Origin of the sequence: Planomonospora sp. ID91781 (assembly GCF_015711595.1) — a bacterium.
GTDB lineage: Bacteria > Actinomycetota > Actinomycetes > Streptosporangiales > Streptosporangiaceae > Planomonospora > Planomonospora parontospora.
Genome location: NZ_JABTEY010000001.1, coordinates 3,899,973 through 3,916,377, shown reverse-complemented (window position 1 = coordinate 3,916,377; position 16,405 = coordinate 3,899,973). Strand labels below are relative to the sequence as shown.

Below are 16,405 nucleotides of genomic sequence, written 5' to 3'. Positions count from 1 at the left end.
CCGACGATCGCGGCGGTCGCCTTGCTCAAGGTCTCGTCCCCTCACTCGAATCGGGCGGTCACGGAGCCGAGCCCGGCGAACTCGGCGCGGAAGACGTCGCCGGGGCGCACGTCCACCGCGCGGGTGCAGGAGCCGGGCAGGATCAGGTGCCCGGCTTCGAGCTTCACCCCGAAGGAGGCGACCTTCCCGGCCAGCCAGGCCACGGCGGTGGTGGGGTTCCCCAGGACGGCCGAGGTGTCGCCGCGCGCGACCTCGGTGCCCCCGCGGTACAGCACCGCCTCGATCCCGGCCGGGTCCAGCTCGCCGGGGCGGACCCGGGCGGCGCCCAGGACGACCCCCGCCGAGGAGGCGTTGTCGGCGACCGTGTCGGCCAGGCCGATCCGCCAGTCCCTGATGCGGCTGTCGATCAGCTCGATGCTCGGCACGATGTACTCGGTGGCGGCGAGCACGTCGGCCTCGGTGCAGCCCGCGCCGGGCAGGCTCGCGCCGAGCACGTAGCCGATCTCGACCTCGACGCGCGGGTGGCAGTACGCCCCCGCCGGAATGGGGACGTCCTCGGCGAGCACCATGTCGTCGAGCAGGTGGCCGTAGTCGGGTTCGCCGACGCCCATCATCCGCTGCATCACCTCGGACGACAGGCCCACCTTGTGCCCGCGCACCCGGGCCCCGCCGGCGAGCCTGCGGCGGATGTTGAGCAGCTGGATCTCGTAGGCGTCGACGACGTCGATGCCGGGGAAGGCGGCGGTCAGCGGCTCGATCGGCGCCCGGTCCCGCTGGGCCGCCCGCAGCAGGGCGGCCGCGGACGCGCGTTCCGCCGGATCCAGCATCGCACCCTCCTGGCGTCGGGGTCAGCACCGCGCCCGGACCGGCGGTGCCCCGGGGCGGCCGGGCCGCTCCCGTCCCGGTCCCTCCCGTTCCGGGGTCAACGCTCCCAGCGTCGCGCCGTCCGCGGCGGTCCCCTCCCGCTCAGTGGGAGGGCACCGGGACGCCCCCGGCCGGTCAGGCGTCGTAGGTGACCTTGAGGCGTTCGCTGACCGGGACCGCCTGGCAGGCGAGGATGAGGCCGTCGGCCAGGTCGCGGTCGTCGAGGACCTGGTTGCGCTCCATCGCGACCTCGCCCTCGACTAGCACGCAGGCGCACGCGCTGCAGGACCCCTCACGGCAGGAGTACGGCGCGTCCAGCCCCGCGGCGAGCAGCACGTCGAGCAGGCGCGCGCCGCGGGGCCAGGCCACCGTCCGCGTCCGGCCGTCCAGTTCGACCTCGACCTCGGCCTCCGCGGCCTCCGCCGGGCGGGCCGGTCCGGCGGGACCGGCGGATCCGGGAGCGGGCACGGCGGCGGGGGAGGAAGCCTCGGTGAGACCGGACACGAGGGCGTCGGACACGGGGACAGCGGGCGCAGGAACACCGGGCGCGGGGACAGCGGGCGCGGAGGCACCTGATGCGGGGGCGCCGGGCGCGGGCCGGGCGGTGAACGGGTCGGCGGCCAGTGAGGTGAAGCGTTCGGTGCGCACCCGCTCGGGCGGCACGCCGAGGCCGGTGAGGGCCTCGACCGCGAGGTCCATGAACGGCCCGGGACCGCAGACGAACGCCTCCCGCCCGGCGTACGGCCCGGCCACCGCCGCCAGCCCCGCCGCGGTGGGCAGGCCCTGCACCGACTCCAGCCAGTGCAGTACGGCCAGCCGGCCGGCGTGCTCCCGGGCCAGCGCGGCCAGTTCGTCCCGGAAGATCACCGAGTTCTCGTCCCGGTTGGCGTAGACGAGGACGGCCGACCCGGTCCCGGCGTGCAGGCAGGACTTGAGGATCGACATGACCGGTGTGATGCCGCTTCCGGCCGCCAGCAGCAGGAAGTCGCCGTCGAGCGTGCGGGGGGTGAAGGCGCCGGAGGGCCGCAGCACCTCCAGTACGTCGCCCTCGGTGACGTGGTCGCAGATCCAGTTCGACCCGTGACCGCCGGGGACCCGCTTGACGGTCACCTTGAGCTTCTCGTCGCAGGCCGGGGAACTGGACAGCGAGTAGCAGCGTGCCGTACCGCCCTCGGGGCCCCCCTCGCGGCCGCCGGGGATCCGGATCGTGAGGAACTGCCCGGGCCGGTAGCCGAACCGGCCGCGGTCGCCGTCGGCGGGTTCGAGCACCAGCGAGTGCGCGTCCGCGGTCTCGCGGACGACCTCGACGACACGCACCCTGAGCGGTCCGGGCTGCGCCATGGTCGTCCTCCTCGGGTCTCGGGATCCGGGCCCGCCGTCTCCGGGCTCACCACTTCCGGGCCACCGTCTCCGGGTTCACCGCCTCCGCCCTCCGGCCGGTCCGGGCCCGCCCGGGCCGTCAGGCCGGCCCGGACCGGCCGGGGTCGCCGCCGGCGCGGGCTCGCCGCGCGACGTGCCCGGCCGCGATGTACCCGAAGACGATCGAGGGTCCGATCGTGGCGCCGGGACCGGCGTACTCGTTGCCCATCACCGAGGCCGAGACGTTGCCGGTGGCGTACAGGCCCTCGATCACCGACCCGTCCGCGCGCAGCACCCGGCTGTGCTCGTCGCAGACCAGGCCGCCCTTGGTGCCGAGGTCTCCGGCCTCGATGCGGACCGCGTAGTACGGCGGGCGGTCGATCACGTCGAGGTTCGGGTTCTTCAGCGTGGGGTCGCCGTAGTAGCGGTCGTGGGCGCTCTCCCCCCGTCCGAAGTCGGCGTCCCGGCCGGCGCGGGCGAAGCCGTTGAAGCGCTCGACGGTCTCGGTCAGGGCATCCGGGGGCACGCCGATCCGCTTGGCCAGCTCGGCGACCGTGCCGGCCCGGTGCACCACGCCCGCGTCGTAGAACGCCTGCGGGATCGGCGCGCCGGGCAGGATCTGCGCGAACGGGTAGCGGGCGCGGGCCCTGGCGTCCATCACGAACCACGCCGGGACGTGGCCGCCCGCGAGCTGGTCGTGGACGAAGTTCACGTACGGCGCGGACTCGTTGGCGAACCTCCGCCCGTCCGCCGCGACGATGATCGACCGCGGGATGCAGCGTTCGGAGACCAGCGGGATGGCCGCGCCCGCGGGGTGCCGGACCGCCGGCATCCACCAGGCGTCGTCCATCAGGTCGAGCGCGGCGCCGGCCCGCTCCCCCGCCAGGATGCCGTCGCCGGTGTTCTCCCGGGCGCCCATGCTGAAGTCGGCCCGGCCGCCCTCCGGCAGGTACTTCGCGCGCAGTGCGGGGTTGTGGTCGAAGCCGCCGGTGGCCAGCAGCACGCCGTACCGGCCGCGCAGCCGCAGGGTGCGGCCCTCGCGCTCGACGACGACGCCGGTGACGGCGCCGTGCCCGTCGACGACGAGGTCGGTCATGGACGTCTTCAGCCAGAGCGGGACCCCGGCGTCCTTGAGCGCCATGCGCAGCCGCGCGACGAGCGCGCGCCCGCCGGTCGCCATGTGGCGGCGGCGGACCAGGTTCGAGGCGACCCGCCAGGCTGCCACGAGCGTGGCGCGCCGCCCGCGCCAGGTGCGCCGGGCCATCGCCAGGTCGTGGTAGTCCTTCGCGGTGATCCACAGACCCAGCGGGCCCTTCAGGCTGTTGGGACGCTGGTGCCTCTCGTCGGGCCCCAGCCTGCGGGTGTCGAACGGCAGCGCCTCGATGGACCGGCCCAGCGCGCGGCCGCCCTCCAGCTCGGGATGGTAGTCGGCGTACCCCTTGGTCCAGGAGAAGCGCATCCACCTGCTCCGGCAGAGCAGCTCCATCGCGGCCGGGCCGTGGTCGACGTAGGCGTCGAGCCGCGCGGCGGGCACCCGCCCGGCGGTGAGCAGGTCGAGGTAGCGGCGGACGGCCTCGCAGCTGTCGTGCTGCCCCCTGGCGCGCAGCACGGGGTTGCCGGGGATCCAGATGCCGCCGCCGGAGATGGCGGTGCTGCCGCCGTACCGCGAGCCCTTCTCGACGACCAGGGGCTCCAGGCCCTCGGCGGCGGCGGTGAGCGCGGCCGTCATCCCGCCGCCCCCGCTGCCGACGACGACGAGGTCGAACTCGGCGTCCCACCCCTGCCCGCCCACAGGGCCTCCTCCGCCGGCCGCACGGGCGGCGCCGCCGTGCCCGCCGTGCCCGCCGGTTCGCCCGCTCACGGGGCCTCCTCGCGGGTCAGGAAGGCCAGCACGGCGCTCTCCCAGGCCGCCCGCTGCTCGATCATCACCCAGTGCCCGCAGTCCGGGAAGACGTGCAGCTCGGCGCCGGGGATGGTCCGCATCGGCACCAGCGCCATGTCGAGGGGGCTGACCCGGTCGTCGCGGCCCCAGGTGATCAGCGTCGGGGCCTTGAGCCGGTGCAGCGTCGCCCAGTACGGCGGGGCGTCCGACCGCGCGGCGGCGGCGCGGGCGGCGAGCGCGGCGCGGCCGTACATCCGGCGGGAGGCGGCGAGCGTGTCCGGCTCGGTGGCCTGCGCCCAGCGCTCCTCGACCATCTCCTCGGTGACCAGGGCCGGGTCGTAGACCATGGAGTGCAGCCAGCGCACGAGCGCCTCGCGGGTGGGGTGCTCGACGAACTCCGTGAGCAGCCTGACGCCCTCGCCGGGTCCGGGGCTGAACAGGTTCACGCCCAGCCCGCCGATGGTGACCAGGCGGCGCACGCGGGCGGGGTCGGAGATCGCCACCTGCGCGCCCACGATCCCGCCCATGGAGTTGCCGATCACGTCGGCCCGCTCGATCCCGAGCCCGTCGAGGAGGCGGAGCGCCGCGCCGGGTGCGGCGGCCATGGGGTGGGCGCCGGTGGGGTCGCTGACGCCGAAGCCGGGGAACTCCAGCACCAGGCAGCGGAAGCGCCCGGCGAGGGCGGCCAGGTTGCCGCGGTAGTTCCGCCAGCCGGTGACGCCGGGACCGGACCCGTGCAGCAGCAGCAGGGGCGGGCCGTCACCGGCCTCGTGGTAGCGCAGCACGCCCTCGTCGGTCGTGAGTTCGCGCAACGTCGACTCACGGCTCAACCCCTGACCCGGCCCGTGGATCGGCCCCTGACCCGGCTCATGGTCCGGCCTGTGACCCTGCCCGTGACTCTGCCCGTGGATCGGTCCGTGACTCGGCTCCGTGCTCATCATCCGCCTCGGTCCATCCGCCTCGGTCGCCGGGAACGGCCGGCGGGAGCACCGGCCTCGCAGGAACGTAACCGGGGCCGCCGACCGGTCGCGGCGGTGGTCCCGCTGGCCGGGACCCCCCCGCGACCGGGAGCCCGGCACCGCGCCGGCCGGGGTCCCGGAGCCTTCCGCTCAACGGGACCGCCTCGCGCGGGTACGGCGACGCGCGGCCTACGTTCTCCCGGTACGGCCGCCCGCCGTACCGGGAGACATGAGGTGAGCCATGACAGCCGAGCCCGTGACGCGCACGGCAGGCGCCGGCGACCCGGCCGGCACGACCGCCACCGCCCCGCCCACCCCGCTGGAGATGCGGCGCGCGATGGGGGCGTTCGCCACCGGTGTCACCGTGGTCACCGGGGTCGACGGCGGCGAGGCGGTGGGCTTCGCCTGCCAGGCGTTCGCCTCGGTCTCGCTCGAACCGCCGCTCGTGCTGTTCTGCGCCGGCCACGGCGGCCGCACCTGGCCGAGGATCCGCGACTCCGGGCGGTTCTGCGTGAACGTGCTGGGCGAGGACCAGGTCGATCTGTGCGGCCGGTTCGGCTCCGGCACGGGCAGGAAGTACGACGGGCTCGACTGGGACCTGTCCCGGTGGGGCACCCCGGCCCTGCGCGGCGTGCTGCTGCGGGTGCACGCCGAGGTGTCCGACGTGCACGCCGCCGGCGACCACGACGTGGTGATCGGCCGGGTCCTGGAGGTCGAGGCGGGCACCGGTCAGCGCCCGCTGATCTTCTTCCGGGGGCGGTTCGGCGTCGATGCCCGGGAGCCGCAGGCGCGGGCCGCGGAGGCGGCGGGCGCGCCGGTCCTGTGGGGGTGGGGCGACCGCTGGGGCTGAGGACGAACCGGGCCCGGAACAGGCCGAGGACCTCGTCGGCGAGACGTTCCTGGTCGCCTTCTCCCGCCGCGGAACCCGCGACCTGGCCTGTCCGGACGCCCGGCCCCGGCTCTTCGGCATCCTCACCGAGCTCACATCCCGCCGGCACCGCACCGAGGCGGCCCGCTACCGGGTGCCGTTGCGAGCACCCGTGGACGGCCACGAGCACTCACCCGCCGGCCGGTGCCCGCCGGGCACCGGGTCAGGCGATGACTCCGCCGTAGAGCCAGACGCCCGATTCATCGTCGGGAAAGGGCTCGTACAGAACCTGCTGATCCTTGAAGAGGATCACGCACGCGGTGCCGGCCTTCTCGGTCCCGGCCGACAAGAACGTCAGTCCGTCCAGCGGTCCGCCCAGCAAGGTCACCGGTCTCCGTTCCTGCATGGCTTCTCCCTTCGGGTCTCACCCCGCCCTGCCCCGCGAGCCTCCCCGTCCGCCTGGGTTGATCTTCATTTTCGGTTCGTCACATCGAGGCATTACCAACGGTCACGTGCCCGGCGGGGGCCGGCCCGGCGCGCGGGTCCCGCCGGGCACGGGCTTCCCGGCTCCGCGCCGCCGACTCCGTAGGAGGCGGTTAGGGGTGGGAGGCCGGGCCTGCGGTGCCCTTCACTGGCGGCATGGTGGAAACACGTGTCTCCCCGCCGCAGGAGAGGGCCGGCCTCGTCGACGGGCTCCCGCAGGTGGCCTGGCGCCCGGTCGCGGCGGTCGCCCTCGTCTTCCTCACGGTGCTGCTGGCGTTCAGTCCCTGGTACGGCTACTACAAGGACGAGCTGTACTTCCGCATGCTCGGCGAACGTCCCGACTGGGGATACGTCGACCAGCCTCCCCTGACCCCGTTGCTGGCCAGGGCGGCCGTGCTCCTCCTCGGCGACACCGTCACGGCCGTGCGGGTGCCCGCCGCGCTGGGCGCCGCGCTGCTGGTCGTGCTCGTCGCCCTGATCGCGAGGGAACTGGGCGGAGACCGTACGGCGCAGCTCCTCGCGGCCGTCGCGGTCACCACCGCCTCCTACACCGTCGTGGGCGGGCACAGCCTCCTCACGACCAGCTTCGACGCCCCGCTGTGGGCGGCGGCGATCCTCTTCGTGCTCCGGGCGCTGTCGCGGACGGACGGGAGGTGGTGGCTCGCCGCCGGAGCGGTCATCGGGTTCGCGACCTACAACAAGCTGCTGATCGCGATCCTCGTCATCGGGCTGGCCGCCGGCGTGCTCGCCGCCGGTCCGCGGGGGGTGCTCCGCGACCCGCGGCTGTGGGCCGGAGCCCTGATCGCGCTGGCGGTCGCCATGCCGAACCTGCTGTACCAGATCACCAACGACTGGCCGCAGGCGACGATGGCGGCGGCGCTGAGCGAGGACCGGGGCGCCGAGATGCGCGCCGTGTTCGTGCCCATGCAGGTCCTGCTGCTCGGACCGGTGGGAGGGGTGTTCGCCGCGGCCGGGCTGGTCCGGCTCTGGCGCGACCGCCGGGTGCGTTCCCTGGCGGTCGCCTACCCCGCGTCGGCCGCCGTGGTGCTGCTGATGGGAGGGCGGTTCGACTACGCCGCCGGGCTGCTCGTCCTGCTCCTCGCCGCCGGGTGCGTGAGCGTGGCCGGGTGGACGGCCGAACGGGCCGGACGGCGGTGGCTGGCCGTCGGCGCGGTGGCGCTCAACGGCGTCTACTGCGCCGCGTTCAACCTGCCGCTGATCCCGGCGGCCTCGCTGGCCGGAACCCCCGTCCCGGCGTTCAACGAGGTCACCGCCGACCAGATCGGCTGGCCCGAGTTCGCCGCCCAGGTCGGCCGGGTGGTGGACGGGCTGCCCGCCGCCGACCGGGAGGGCGCCGTACTGCTCGCCGGCGGGATGGGAGAGGCCGGCATGCTCGACCGCGAGGCCGACCGCGGCGTGCTGCCGCCGGTCTACAGCGGCCACAACCACCTGTACCGGTACGGCCCGCCGCCGGACCGGGCCGGCGTCGTCGTCTCCGTCAAGGTGCCGCTGGACCTGCTGAACACCCAGTTCGGCACCTGCTCCGAGGCGGGACGGGTGGACAACGGACTCGGCGTCCCGAACGAACGGCAGGGCCTGCCGATCTACGTGTGCCGCGGTCTCAAGGAGCCCTGGGCCGCGGCGTGGCCGCGCTTCCGGCTCTACGGGTGAGGCCGTCCTGGCCCGAGGCCGCCCTGGAGCGGCCGGACAGCGAAGGGCCGCCGGGCCGGACGGCGCGGGGTGCCGGTACCGGGCGCCCCACCGGCTCCCCGTCGTCTCTCCGCCCGCGGCGGCGTCAGAACCAGTCGCCGTCCTGGCCGGTGGCCAGGAGCCGGTTCACGGTCTCCGCGGACCACGTCCGGTCCGGGACCACCGCCATCAGCCGGGCCCGCCGAGGAGCCTCCGCAGCCGGGAAGAGCGCCTCCGAGACCTGCCGCGCGGCGCAGGCCACCAGCGGGGCGACCTTCTCCAGCGGGGTCCGCGCGTCCCCCACCAGGGAGATCGCCGCCACCGGCCCCTCGGGGCCGCGGATCGCCGCCGCCGTGCAGGCGATGTCGGGGAAGCACTCCCCCCGTTCGAAGGCCAGCCCCCGGCGCTGCCGTACCCGGTTCAGCTCCTGGTGCAGGATGCCGATCTCGCCGATGGTGCGGCCGGTCAGCCGGCCGATGGCGCCGATCCGGACGTCGACCTCCTCGGGCTCGAGCCAGGCCAGCATCGCCTTGCCCAGCGCGGTCGAGTGGGCCGGGGCCCGGCCGCCGACCCGGGAGGGGACCGAGGCGGCGAACCGCCCGCCCACCTTGTCGAGGTAGAAGACCTCCGCCCCGTCGAGGACCGCCAGGTGCACCACGAGACCGGTTCTGAGCTGCAGGTCGTGCAGGAGCGGCGCGGCCGCCTCCCGGACCTCGCCGTGGCCGTCGCCGCCGCCGAGCCCGAGTGCGCGCGGCCCCAGGCCGTAGCCGGAGGAGGTGTGCTCGATCCAGCCGAGGCGGACCAGCTGGTCGAGGATCCGGTGCGCCGTCGAGCGCGGCAGGTGCGTACGGCGGGCCACGTCCTCCAGGGTCAGCCGGGTGGAGCGGCCGGTGAACGCGTCCATGATCAGGGTCATCCGCTCGACCATCGACGGCGGCAGGTCGCGCCGGGCGGGCGCCGTCGGCTCCGGCTCGGGGGTGAGAGCGGTCATCGAACCCTCCGGTCCAAAACTGAAATGAATTCTCATCTCGGAATGTAGCAACGGGACACCGGGCGTGGAAGATCCGGGACCGGCCGGATCTCCCCGGCGTACGCGCTCCGGTGCGCAGGACGCGGCGAGCGGGTCGCGGGCCGTGGTGCGCGGGCCGCAGTGAACGGGCCGCCGCCCGGCCGCCGCCGCGCGGGGGCCCGGTGGTCCTCACCGGCGGGGCTTGCCGGTCCGGGGCTTGTCGGTGAGCTGCTTCTCCGCGACCTGGAGCAGGTCGTCCGCGGTCATCCCGGCCGTCCGCTCCACCCGGCTCAGCGTGTCGGCCGCGTCGCAGACCTCCGCACTCGCGTGCACCGGGCCGCACGCGGCCAGGATCGCCCAGGCGGCCAGCGGCAGGACGAGGGTGTTGCCCAGGACGCGGAGGACGATGGCGAGAGTGGCGATGAAGGTCATGGCGGTGATCCCCTGTGTGCCCCTTGGAGAAGTGCGGGCCGTCCGGCCCTCTTCCTCCAGTAGGCCCGCCGGGAGTGGCGGCCGGAGTGCACGCGGGGTGCGGAACGGTTGCCGCCGCCGGGAAGTCCTCAGTTCCGCCGCCGTGCGGCCGATGACCGCCCTCTCCCGGACGGCCCGTACTTCTCCGAGGGGCGCACCGCGGGATCCCGTACGGCCGCCCCGCCGGTCGCCCGCCGCCTCGCCGCGGTGGTGGACCCCGTCAGCACCCGGTGCGGGTGTGCGGACCCTGCCAGCCGGGGACGTCGCGCCAGTCGCTGGACACGACGGTCGCCCCCAGGCAGCCCAGCGTCCGGGTCCTGGCCAGCGCCTGGTCCGCGGGCGGGTTCACCGGGTCCAGCGCGGGCGCGACCTCGTGGGCGGAGGTGACCGCGGTGAAGTAGTCGCCGTAGAACGCCCGCCGCTCGGCGGGCAGCCCGGCGAAGGACGCGGCGCTCCCGTCGAAGACGACGAACCAGGGCCGCAGGGACTCCTCGTACCCATGGCGCGGGTCGGCGGCGCCGTACCCTCCCCTGGGGACCGGGAAGACCTGGGCGTCGGCGGGGTGGTCCCGCAGGTGCCGGGCGTACTCCAGCTCGGTGGGCAGGCTGTCGTTCTCCGCGGTGCCCCGGATCACGTAGACCAGGATCCTGCCGCGGTGGTCGGCGGGCCAGGCCCCTGCGCGCGCGGCGTCGTCCGGGGTGGCGTGGCCGCCCATCAGGTCGGCCGGGGTGAGCATCGCGTCGCCGAAGCGCTCCCGCAGGACGGCGTCGAGCTCGTCGGGCCCCCGGCCCCGGTTGTCGTGGAACCCGTCTTTCATCTCCAGCTTGACGACCAGGAGCTCGTGCCCCGGGTTCGCCTCGTGCCAGGCTCTGATGTTGTCCAGGCAGTGCGTGAACTGCTGGTTGCGCGCCGAGTCGCGCAGTTGGCCGACCGTCGCGCCCCGCTCGCAGTTGTTGTCGCTCCAGAAGGGGTTGGAGTGACTGACGGTCCACTGGCCGAAGAAGGTCCACAGATCGATCTCGATCATCCGGTTCCCGGCGTCGAGCGCGTCGACCAGGTAGGGGTAGGCCGCCCTCTCGTAGGCGTTGTGCACTCCGCCGAAGGTCAGGTCCGTCAGGGCGGGCTCGGCCGCGCGGGCGGGACCGCCGCAGACGGCGGCGACCATCGATGCGGTCAGGGCGGCGGTGACGGCGATGCGGGAGGGGAAACGCACGGATGCCTCCGGGAGGGTCGGAAGGCGGTCCCCGCGGCGCCGTCGGACGTGTCAGGCCGATCTTGACCAGGATCCGCGCGCTCCGCAAGACCCGTTCCCGCGGCGCGACGGGGAGGCCGCGCCATGCCGGGCCCGGGCTTCCGGGCCCGGCATGGCTCAGGTCAGGACCTACGGACCGGTCAGCTCAGGTCCGAGCATTTCCTCGCGTCCGGGTCCGCGGCCGCCTTCGGCACCCAGCGGACGTTGGCGAACGACGCGGAGAAGGCGCCCTCGGTGTAGACGAGGAAGGGCGTGTTGACGTTCTCCAGGTCGAGGCCCCCCGCCGCGAAGCAGGAGACGGGGATCTTGACCGTCGACTTCGTCCCCGCGGGCAGCCCCGCGAAGAGGGAGGTCGCCACGACCTCCGCCAGGCACGGGTAGACGCAGTGGGTGCTGATGACGGTCCTGGCGGCCGGCGCCTGGTGCACGACCGTGTCGAAGACCAGCGCGGCGTCGGAGTTGAGGTAGCCGCGCAGGTCGGTGCCCCCCGCCGGGTTCTGCAGGTAGATCTGCGCGGGGCCGGTCCCGGTCCAGGTCGCCTTCAGGCCGTCCTGCTGCACGTTGACGTCGGACTGCACGACGTTGATCTCGGCGTGCGCCGCCTGGCCGTCGGGGCCGATCTCGGTGCCGCCCCAGTTCTCCGCCGAGCCGATGAAGCTCTTGTACGGCGCGACGTCGGTCCGGTTGAAGATCTCCAGGTCCTCGCTCGCCTCACCGCCGCCGCCCGTGGAGCCGCAGCCGAACTCCGGCGCGGTCTCGTCGAGGGTGCCGATGGAGCTCGCCTGGCCGGAGCGCAGGCCGTACCCGAGTGGGAAGAGCGGGTCGTAACCCTCGTCGCCGGCGTTGAGCGGCGCCTGGCAGGCGGCCTTCGGCCAGGAGTACGGCAGCTTGCCGGTGTAGCCCTGGTGGTGGCGGCCCCGGACCAGCAGGTCGGCGACGCCGCCGCCCTCGGTGCCCGGCAGCCACGCGACGACGAAGGCGTCGGAGCGGTTGAGCTCCTTGTTGACCCAGAGCGGGCGGCCGGTGACGTAGACGGTGACCACCGGGGCGCCCTTGCCCTTGACCTTGTCGAGCACGGCGAGGTCACCGGGGTAGATCTTGGCCGCCTCCAGCGAGCGCCGCGCGAGGTCGCCGACGCCCTCGGCGTACGGCGTCTCGCCGATCACCGCGACGACCGCGTCGAACGCCGCGGGGTCCACGCCGTCGGCCGTCTCGCTGAACGTGACGTTCGCCTCGCCCAGCGCCTCCTTCAGGCCGCCGAGGATCGTGGTGCCGTTCGGGAAGTCGGCGTTGGTGTTGCCGGTGCCCTGCCAGGTGAGGCTCCAGCCGCCGGTCTGGTTCTGCAGGCTGTCGGCGCTCTTGCCTACCACGAGGACCTTGGAGTTCCTGGCCAGCGGGAGCACCTTGCCGTTGTTCTTCAGCAGGACCTGCGACTTGCGCACGGCCTCCCGGGCCAGCCGCCGGTCCTCCAGCGCACCGGCCGAGCCGGCGTGGGCGCGCTTGGAGGGCTTGCGGCCGTCGAGCACGCCGGCGCGCAGCTTCACCCGCAGGATGCGGGTGACCGCGTCGTCGATGCGGGCCATCGGGATCTCGCCGCTCTCGACCTGGGCGATCGTGTTGGCGATGAACGCCTTCCAGTCGTTGGGGACCATGACGACGTCGATGCCCGCGTTGATCGCCTGGGGGCAGCTGGCGTTGGTGCACCCGGCGACCTGGCCGATGCCGTTCCAGTCGGAGACGACGACGCCGTCGAAGCCCATCTTCCCCTTGAGGATGTCGCTCAGCGCGCGCTTGCTGCCGTGCAGCTTGCCCTCGTTGATGCCGAGCTCCTCGTTCGTCCAGCTGTTGAACGAGACCATCACGGTCTGGGAGCCGGCCGCGAGCGCGCCGTAGTAGCCCTGGCCGTGCATGTTGATCATCTCGGCCTCGGACGAGGGGTTGACCCCCTGGTCGACGCCCTTGACGGTGCCGCCGTCGCCGATGAAGTGCTTGGCGGTGGCGATGACGCCGCTGGAGCCGATGCGGAGCGGGTGGCCGCCCTGCAGGCCCTTGACGGCCTCGTAGCCGTAGGCGCGGACGATCCGGGGGTCCTCGGAGAAGCCCTCGTAGGTGCGGCCCCACCGGTCGTCGCGGACGACGGCGAGCGTGGGGGCGAAGGCCCAGTCCTGGCCGGTGGCGCGGATCTGCCTGGCCGTCGCCGCTCCGATGTCGCGGATGAGGCACGGGTCCTGCGCGGCGCCCAGGCCGACGTTGTGGGGGAAGATCGTCGCACCGTAGACGTTGTTGTTGCCGTGCACGGCGTCGATGCCCCAGATGACGGGGATCTTCGTCCGGGTGGCCACCGAGGCGTCCCAGTAGGCGTCGGCGAGGTCGAGCCAGGCCTTCGGCGCGGCATGCTTGTCGCGGCCGGGCCAGGAGCCGCCGCCGTTGAGCACCGAGCCGATGGCGTACTGCCCGACCTCCTCCGGGGTGATCGCCGCGATCTCCGGCTGGGTCATCTGGCCGACCTTCTCGGCCAGGGTCATGCCGGAGACGATCTTCGCGATCCGCCTCTCGTCCAGGGGGTTCCGTTTGATGCGGCTGTCGATCCTGGGCCAGTCGGAGAGCGCGGGCAGGCTCTTCTCGATGCGAGCGCAGCCGCGGAAGTCGAGAGAGGGCTTTCCGATCACCGGCTGTCGACCGCCCGCGGACTCGGCGCCCGCGCTCGGCATCCCGGTGACTCCGGAGGCCAGGACCGCGAGACCCGCCAGTACGGCGAGCCTGCTCCTCCTGGCGCCCGGTCGGGCGGAAGGTGTGGTCATCGAGGGTCCGTTCTCGAGGTGCTGCGGAAGGGCGTGGCGGCTCCCCCGTGATCCGCACTGCGCAGATCCTGACGCCGTGATGCCGGTCCCGTCAATAGTTTCCTGAGAGCGCTCTCTGAAAATAGAGACGTGTTCCCCGTCGAGACGGGATGATCCCGGGAACCGTTCCCAGCACGCTCGATCGGCGCCCAGTTCGAGCTCAACCGCTTCCTGCGCGAGTGGCATGCCGCGCACCCCGGCGCCGGCCGCCGGGCCGCCCTCCAGGCCTGGCGCGAGCACCGATCGCTGCCCGTCGACGCCCGGCCCGGGGCCTGAGGGAACGCGGAGAACGGGCCTGAGGCGACGCCGGGGACCCGGGGGCGGGAGAACCGGCGCACCGGCCCGCCCGCGCCGGTCCGCCGTACGGGCCTACCCGCCGCGCCGCAGGAGCATGGGGAGCATGCTCCCCCTGGCGTGCCGTTCGAAGTCGGCCTTGTCGTTCACCCTCGGGAACGGCTCGTCGGGCACCGGCACTCCCAGGAACCCGCACAGCGGCTCCCAGCCCTCCCGGACCTCGAAACGGAGCAGCCGCTCGGGCGGGATCGCCGCCACGACCTCCTCGATGTGGGCGCGGAACGTCTTGAGGACGTGCTCACGGTCGTCCGTACGGCCGTCGAAGACCCGCCGCCCGACGGTCAGGTCGGTCATCCGGATGAACGCGGCGAAGTCCGTGCCCAGCAGGGACGAGATCCCGAGGAGGGCCCGGCCGGCGAGCGTGGTCCCGCGCTCGTGCTGCCGGAGGATGGTGGCCTCCATGCTCGCCAGCCAGCGCTCGGGATCGCGCACCGTCAGGACGACCTTGGCCTCGGGGTAGTGGGCGGCCAGTTCGCGCCAGTAGGCGGCGGACGGCCAGTCCACGCAGGATTCGTAGCCTCCCAGCAGGTCGTCCCAGTCCACCGGCCGCCCTTCGGCCAGGGCGAGCCACCGGCGCGCCTGCCCCGGCCGCTCGAACACCTCAGTCATGTGGTGGCACGGCCCGAAGCCCAGCCGCTCCAGGGCGGTCTTGAGTGAGAGCGTGCCCGTACGGCCGAATCCCGCACCGATCACCCGCATGAACCCCACCATTCCGATCGGATATCGCTCTACGGCTGTACGAGCAATCTCCCACCGGCGGCGGAACCCGGCAAGGGGCGGCCCGCTCCCGCCCGGCCCCGGCTATCCGACCGGGGGCCGGAAGGTCTCGCGCCTGATCCAGTCGAGGTAGTCGGCGGTGCCGGCCGCCAGGACGACCGCGACGATCTGCGGGACCTCGTAGGAGTGCAGCTCCCGGACCCGCCGGGCGAGCTCCTCGAAGCGCTCCGCCGTGGTCTTCATCAGCAGCAGCCACTCCTCGGCGCGCCGGACCTCCCCCGCCCACCGGTAGACGGACTCGATCGGGCCGAGCAGCTGCGCGTCGGCGGCGAGCCGCTCCCCCACCGCCGCGGTGCGGATCCGCTCCGCCTCCGCGCGGTCGGCGGCGGTGACCCGCACTTCGAGGCAGTCCGAGGCGTCGTGAGGCATACGAGGTGTCCGATCCGGGAGGTGGTCCGCCGGCCGGGTCCCACCCTATTTCAGTAGACCGAGATGTGCGGGTGGTCGTAGTGGTTGGCGGTGACGCCGCCGCGGTCCGACATGGTCCGCCAGGTGCCGGTGCGCACGTGCCAGATGCGCTGGCGGAAGATGACGTACATGATGCCGAGTCTCCGGGCGTTCTCGACCGCCCAGGCGGAGATCTCGTTGCCCCGCCGGGTCTCGGCCGCCGTCGGCATGGCGCCCCCGCTGCTGAGCATGAAGTCGCAGGCCCGCCCCAGCGGATGCTCCCCGCCCCCGGCGATGCCCCCGTCGACCCGGTAGCAGCCGATCCCGAACCGGGAGCCGAAACGCTGCGCGATCAGCTGCCGGACCAGCCGCATCCGGGGGGTGATGTGGTCCGGCCCGGACGGCAGCTGGGGCACCCAGGTGCCGTCGGCCCGGCGGATCCCGGGGGTCGGGTAGAGCAGGTCTATCTTGTCCTTGATCTGCTCGATCAGCTCCTCTGCCCGCTTCTTGTCGTCGTCGAGCTCCTCGAGCGCGTCGCGGAGCTCGGCGGCGCGCTCCCGCGCCGACTCGCGGGCCCGCAGGTGGGCGTCGCGCACCTCGGTGAAACTCCGCAGCCTGGCGTCCTGGTCGGCGACGACCTGCCGGGTGAGGGCCAGGCGGTCCAGCAGGGCGGTGGCGTCGGCCTCGCCCACCAGCGCCGCCACCGACGTCAGGCCACCGGTGCGGTACCGCTCGGCGGCCAGCAGGCGGATCTCCTGCGCGGCCAGGTCGAAGTTCCGCTGCGCGCGCTCCAGGTTGCCGCGGGCCACCTTCTCCACCCGCTCGACCTTCTGCAGCTGGACGCGTCCCTCGTAGTACTCGGCGATCAGGGTCTCCGACCGCTTCTGCAGCTGGGCCAGTTCCTTGCGGAGCTGCTTGGCGCCCGGCTTGGGCGCGGCGTGGCCCGCCGAGGTCGCGCCCAGGCACAGGGCCACCGCGACGAGCGAGGCGAGCAGGGCCCGGAGCGCATCGCGGTACCGCTCCCCGCGGAGTGCCGCCGCCACGCTTCCCCTCTCGCCGAAGATGTGAGGCGCCGGCTGCCGGGATGCCGAGTTGGGGCGCTCTTCGTCCGATGGACGATATTAGGGGATGATTCATCCACCCGGCCTGCCGGACCGAAAACCCGTTCTCCTGGCACGTTCCGATACGGTTCGGCCCGGCCGCACGTCCGG

General features: G+C 73.9%; 14 protein-coding genes. 2 read left to right on the top strand and 12 right to left on the bottom strand.

Annotated elements, in window-relative coordinates; translation table 11 throughout:
- Positions 1 to 41 precede the first annotated feature (41 nt).
- The 4 genes from HS048_RS17725 to HS048_RS17705 all read right to left on the bottom strand — a co-directional run bounded on the left by HS048_RS17725 (position 42) and on the right by HS048_RS17705 (position 4,917).
- Positions 42 to 827 (bottom strand): 2-keto-4-pentenoate hydratase, encoded by a 786-nt coding sequence (locus tag HS048_RS17725; protein ID WP_068901772.1) that lies wholly within the window; start codon positions 825 to 827, stop codon positions 42 to 44.
- A 172-nt stretch (positions 828 to 999) separates the two neighbouring features.
- Positions 1,000 to 2,205 (bottom strand): ferredoxin--NADP reductase, encoded by a 1,206-nt coding sequence (locus HS048_RS17715; protein ID WP_230880867.1) that lies wholly within the window; start codon positions 2,203 to 2,205, stop codon positions 1,000 to 1,002.
- Positions 2,206 to 2,323: 118 nt separating this feature from the next.
- Positions 2,324 to 4,084 (bottom strand): FAD-binding protein, encoded by a 1,761-nt coding sequence (locus HS048_RS17710; protein WP_307832524.1) that lies wholly within the window; start codon positions 4,082 to 4,084, stop codon positions 2,324 to 2,326.
- On the bottom strand, positions 4,081 to 4,917 hold the full coding sequence (locus HS048_RS17705) for an alpha/beta fold hydrolase (protein WP_230880866.1): 837 nt from the start codon (positions 4,915 to 4,917) through the stop codon (positions 4,081 to 4,083). Before HS048_RS17705 ends, HS048_RS17710 begins: the two co-directional genes overlap by 4 nt.
- Before the next feature lie 388 nt (positions 4,918 to 5,305).
- Between HS048_RS17705 and HS048_RS17700 the strand changes: the two genes are divergently transcribed.
- Positions 5,306 to 5,914, top strand: a complete 609-nt coding sequence (locus HS048_RS17700) for a flavin reductase family protein (RefSeq protein WP_084008842.1) — start codon at positions 5,306 to 5,308, stop codon at positions 5,912 to 5,914.
- A 241-nt stretch (positions 5,915 to 6,155) separates the two neighbouring features.
- Here the strand turns inward: HS048_RS17700 and HS048_RS17695 are convergent, their stop codons facing one another.
- Positions 6,156 to 6,320 carry a hypothetical protein gene (locus tag HS048_RS17695; protein WP_157237501.1) on the bottom strand — a complete coding sequence of 55 codons (165 nt, stop codon included), beginning with the start codon at positions 6,318 to 6,320 and terminating at the stop codon, positions 6,156 to 6,158.
- Positions 6,321 to 6,571: 251 nt separating this feature from the next.
- Here HS048_RS17695 and HS048_RS17690 point away from each other — a divergent pair, with 251 nt between their 5' ends.
- A complete protein-coding gene (locus tag HS048_RS17690; RefSeq protein WP_068901779.1) occupies positions 6,572 to 8,086 on the top strand; it encodes a glycosyltransferase family 39 protein in 1,515 nt (504 codons plus the stop codon).
- A 124-nt stretch (positions 8,087 to 8,210) separates the two neighbouring features.
- Here HS048_RS17690 and HS048_RS17685 read toward each other — a convergent pair whose 3' ends face one another.
- The 7 genes from HS048_RS17685 to HS048_RS17655 all read right to left on the bottom strand — a co-directional run bounded on the left by HS048_RS17685 (position 8,211) and on the right by HS048_RS17655 (position 16,237).
- Positions 8,211 to 9,095 (bottom strand): IclR family transcriptional regulator, encoded by an 885-nt coding sequence (locus HS048_RS17685; protein WP_068901781.1) that lies wholly within the window; start codon positions 9,093 to 9,095, stop codon positions 8,211 to 8,213.
- A gap of 207 nt (positions 9,096 to 9,302) precedes the next feature.
- Positions 9,303 to 9,545 carry a hypothetical protein gene (locus HS048_RS17680; protein WP_068901783.1) on the bottom strand — a complete coding sequence of 81 codons (243 nt, stop codon included), beginning with the start codon at positions 9,543 to 9,545 and terminating at the stop codon, positions 9,303 to 9,305.
- A 259-nt stretch (positions 9,546 to 9,804) separates the two neighbouring features.
- Entirely contained in the window at positions 9,805 to 10,797 is a 993-nt protein-coding gene (locus HS048_RS17675) for a Ca2+-dependent phosphoinositide-specific phospholipase C (RefSeq protein ID WP_196467530.1), read from the bottom strand.
- A gap of 179 nt (positions 10,798 to 10,976) precedes the next feature.
- The gene (locus HS048_RS17670) at positions 10,977 to 13,637 is read right to left on the bottom strand and encodes an exo 1,3/1,4-beta-D-glucan glucohydrolase (protein ID WP_196467529.1); all 2,661 of its coding nucleotides are present in this window, start codon (positions 13,635 to 13,637) and stop codon (positions 10,977 to 10,979) included.
- Between the two features lie 408 nt (positions 13,638 to 14,045).
- The gene (locus tag HS048_RS17665; RefSeq protein ID WP_230880865.1) at positions 14,046 to 14,741 is read right to left on the bottom strand and encodes a sulfotransferase family protein; all 696 of its coding nucleotides are present in this window, start codon (positions 14,739 to 14,741) and stop codon (positions 14,046 to 14,048) included.
- 90 nt (positions 14,742 to 14,831) lie between these two features.
- On the bottom strand, positions 14,832 to 15,176 hold the full coding sequence (gene cutA / locus HS048_RS17660; protein WP_196467528.1) for a divalent-cation tolerance protein CutA: 345 nt from the start codon (positions 15,174 to 15,176) through the stop codon (positions 14,832 to 14,834).
- Between the two features lie 50 nt (positions 15,177 to 15,226).
- Positions 15,227 to 16,237 carry a hypothetical protein gene (locus HS048_RS17655; RefSeq protein ID WP_191896859.1) on the bottom strand — a complete coding sequence of 337 codons (1,011 nt, stop codon included), beginning with the start codon at positions 16,235 to 16,237 and terminating at the stop codon, positions 15,227 to 15,229.
- Positions 16,238 to 16,405: the final 168 nt, after the last annotated feature.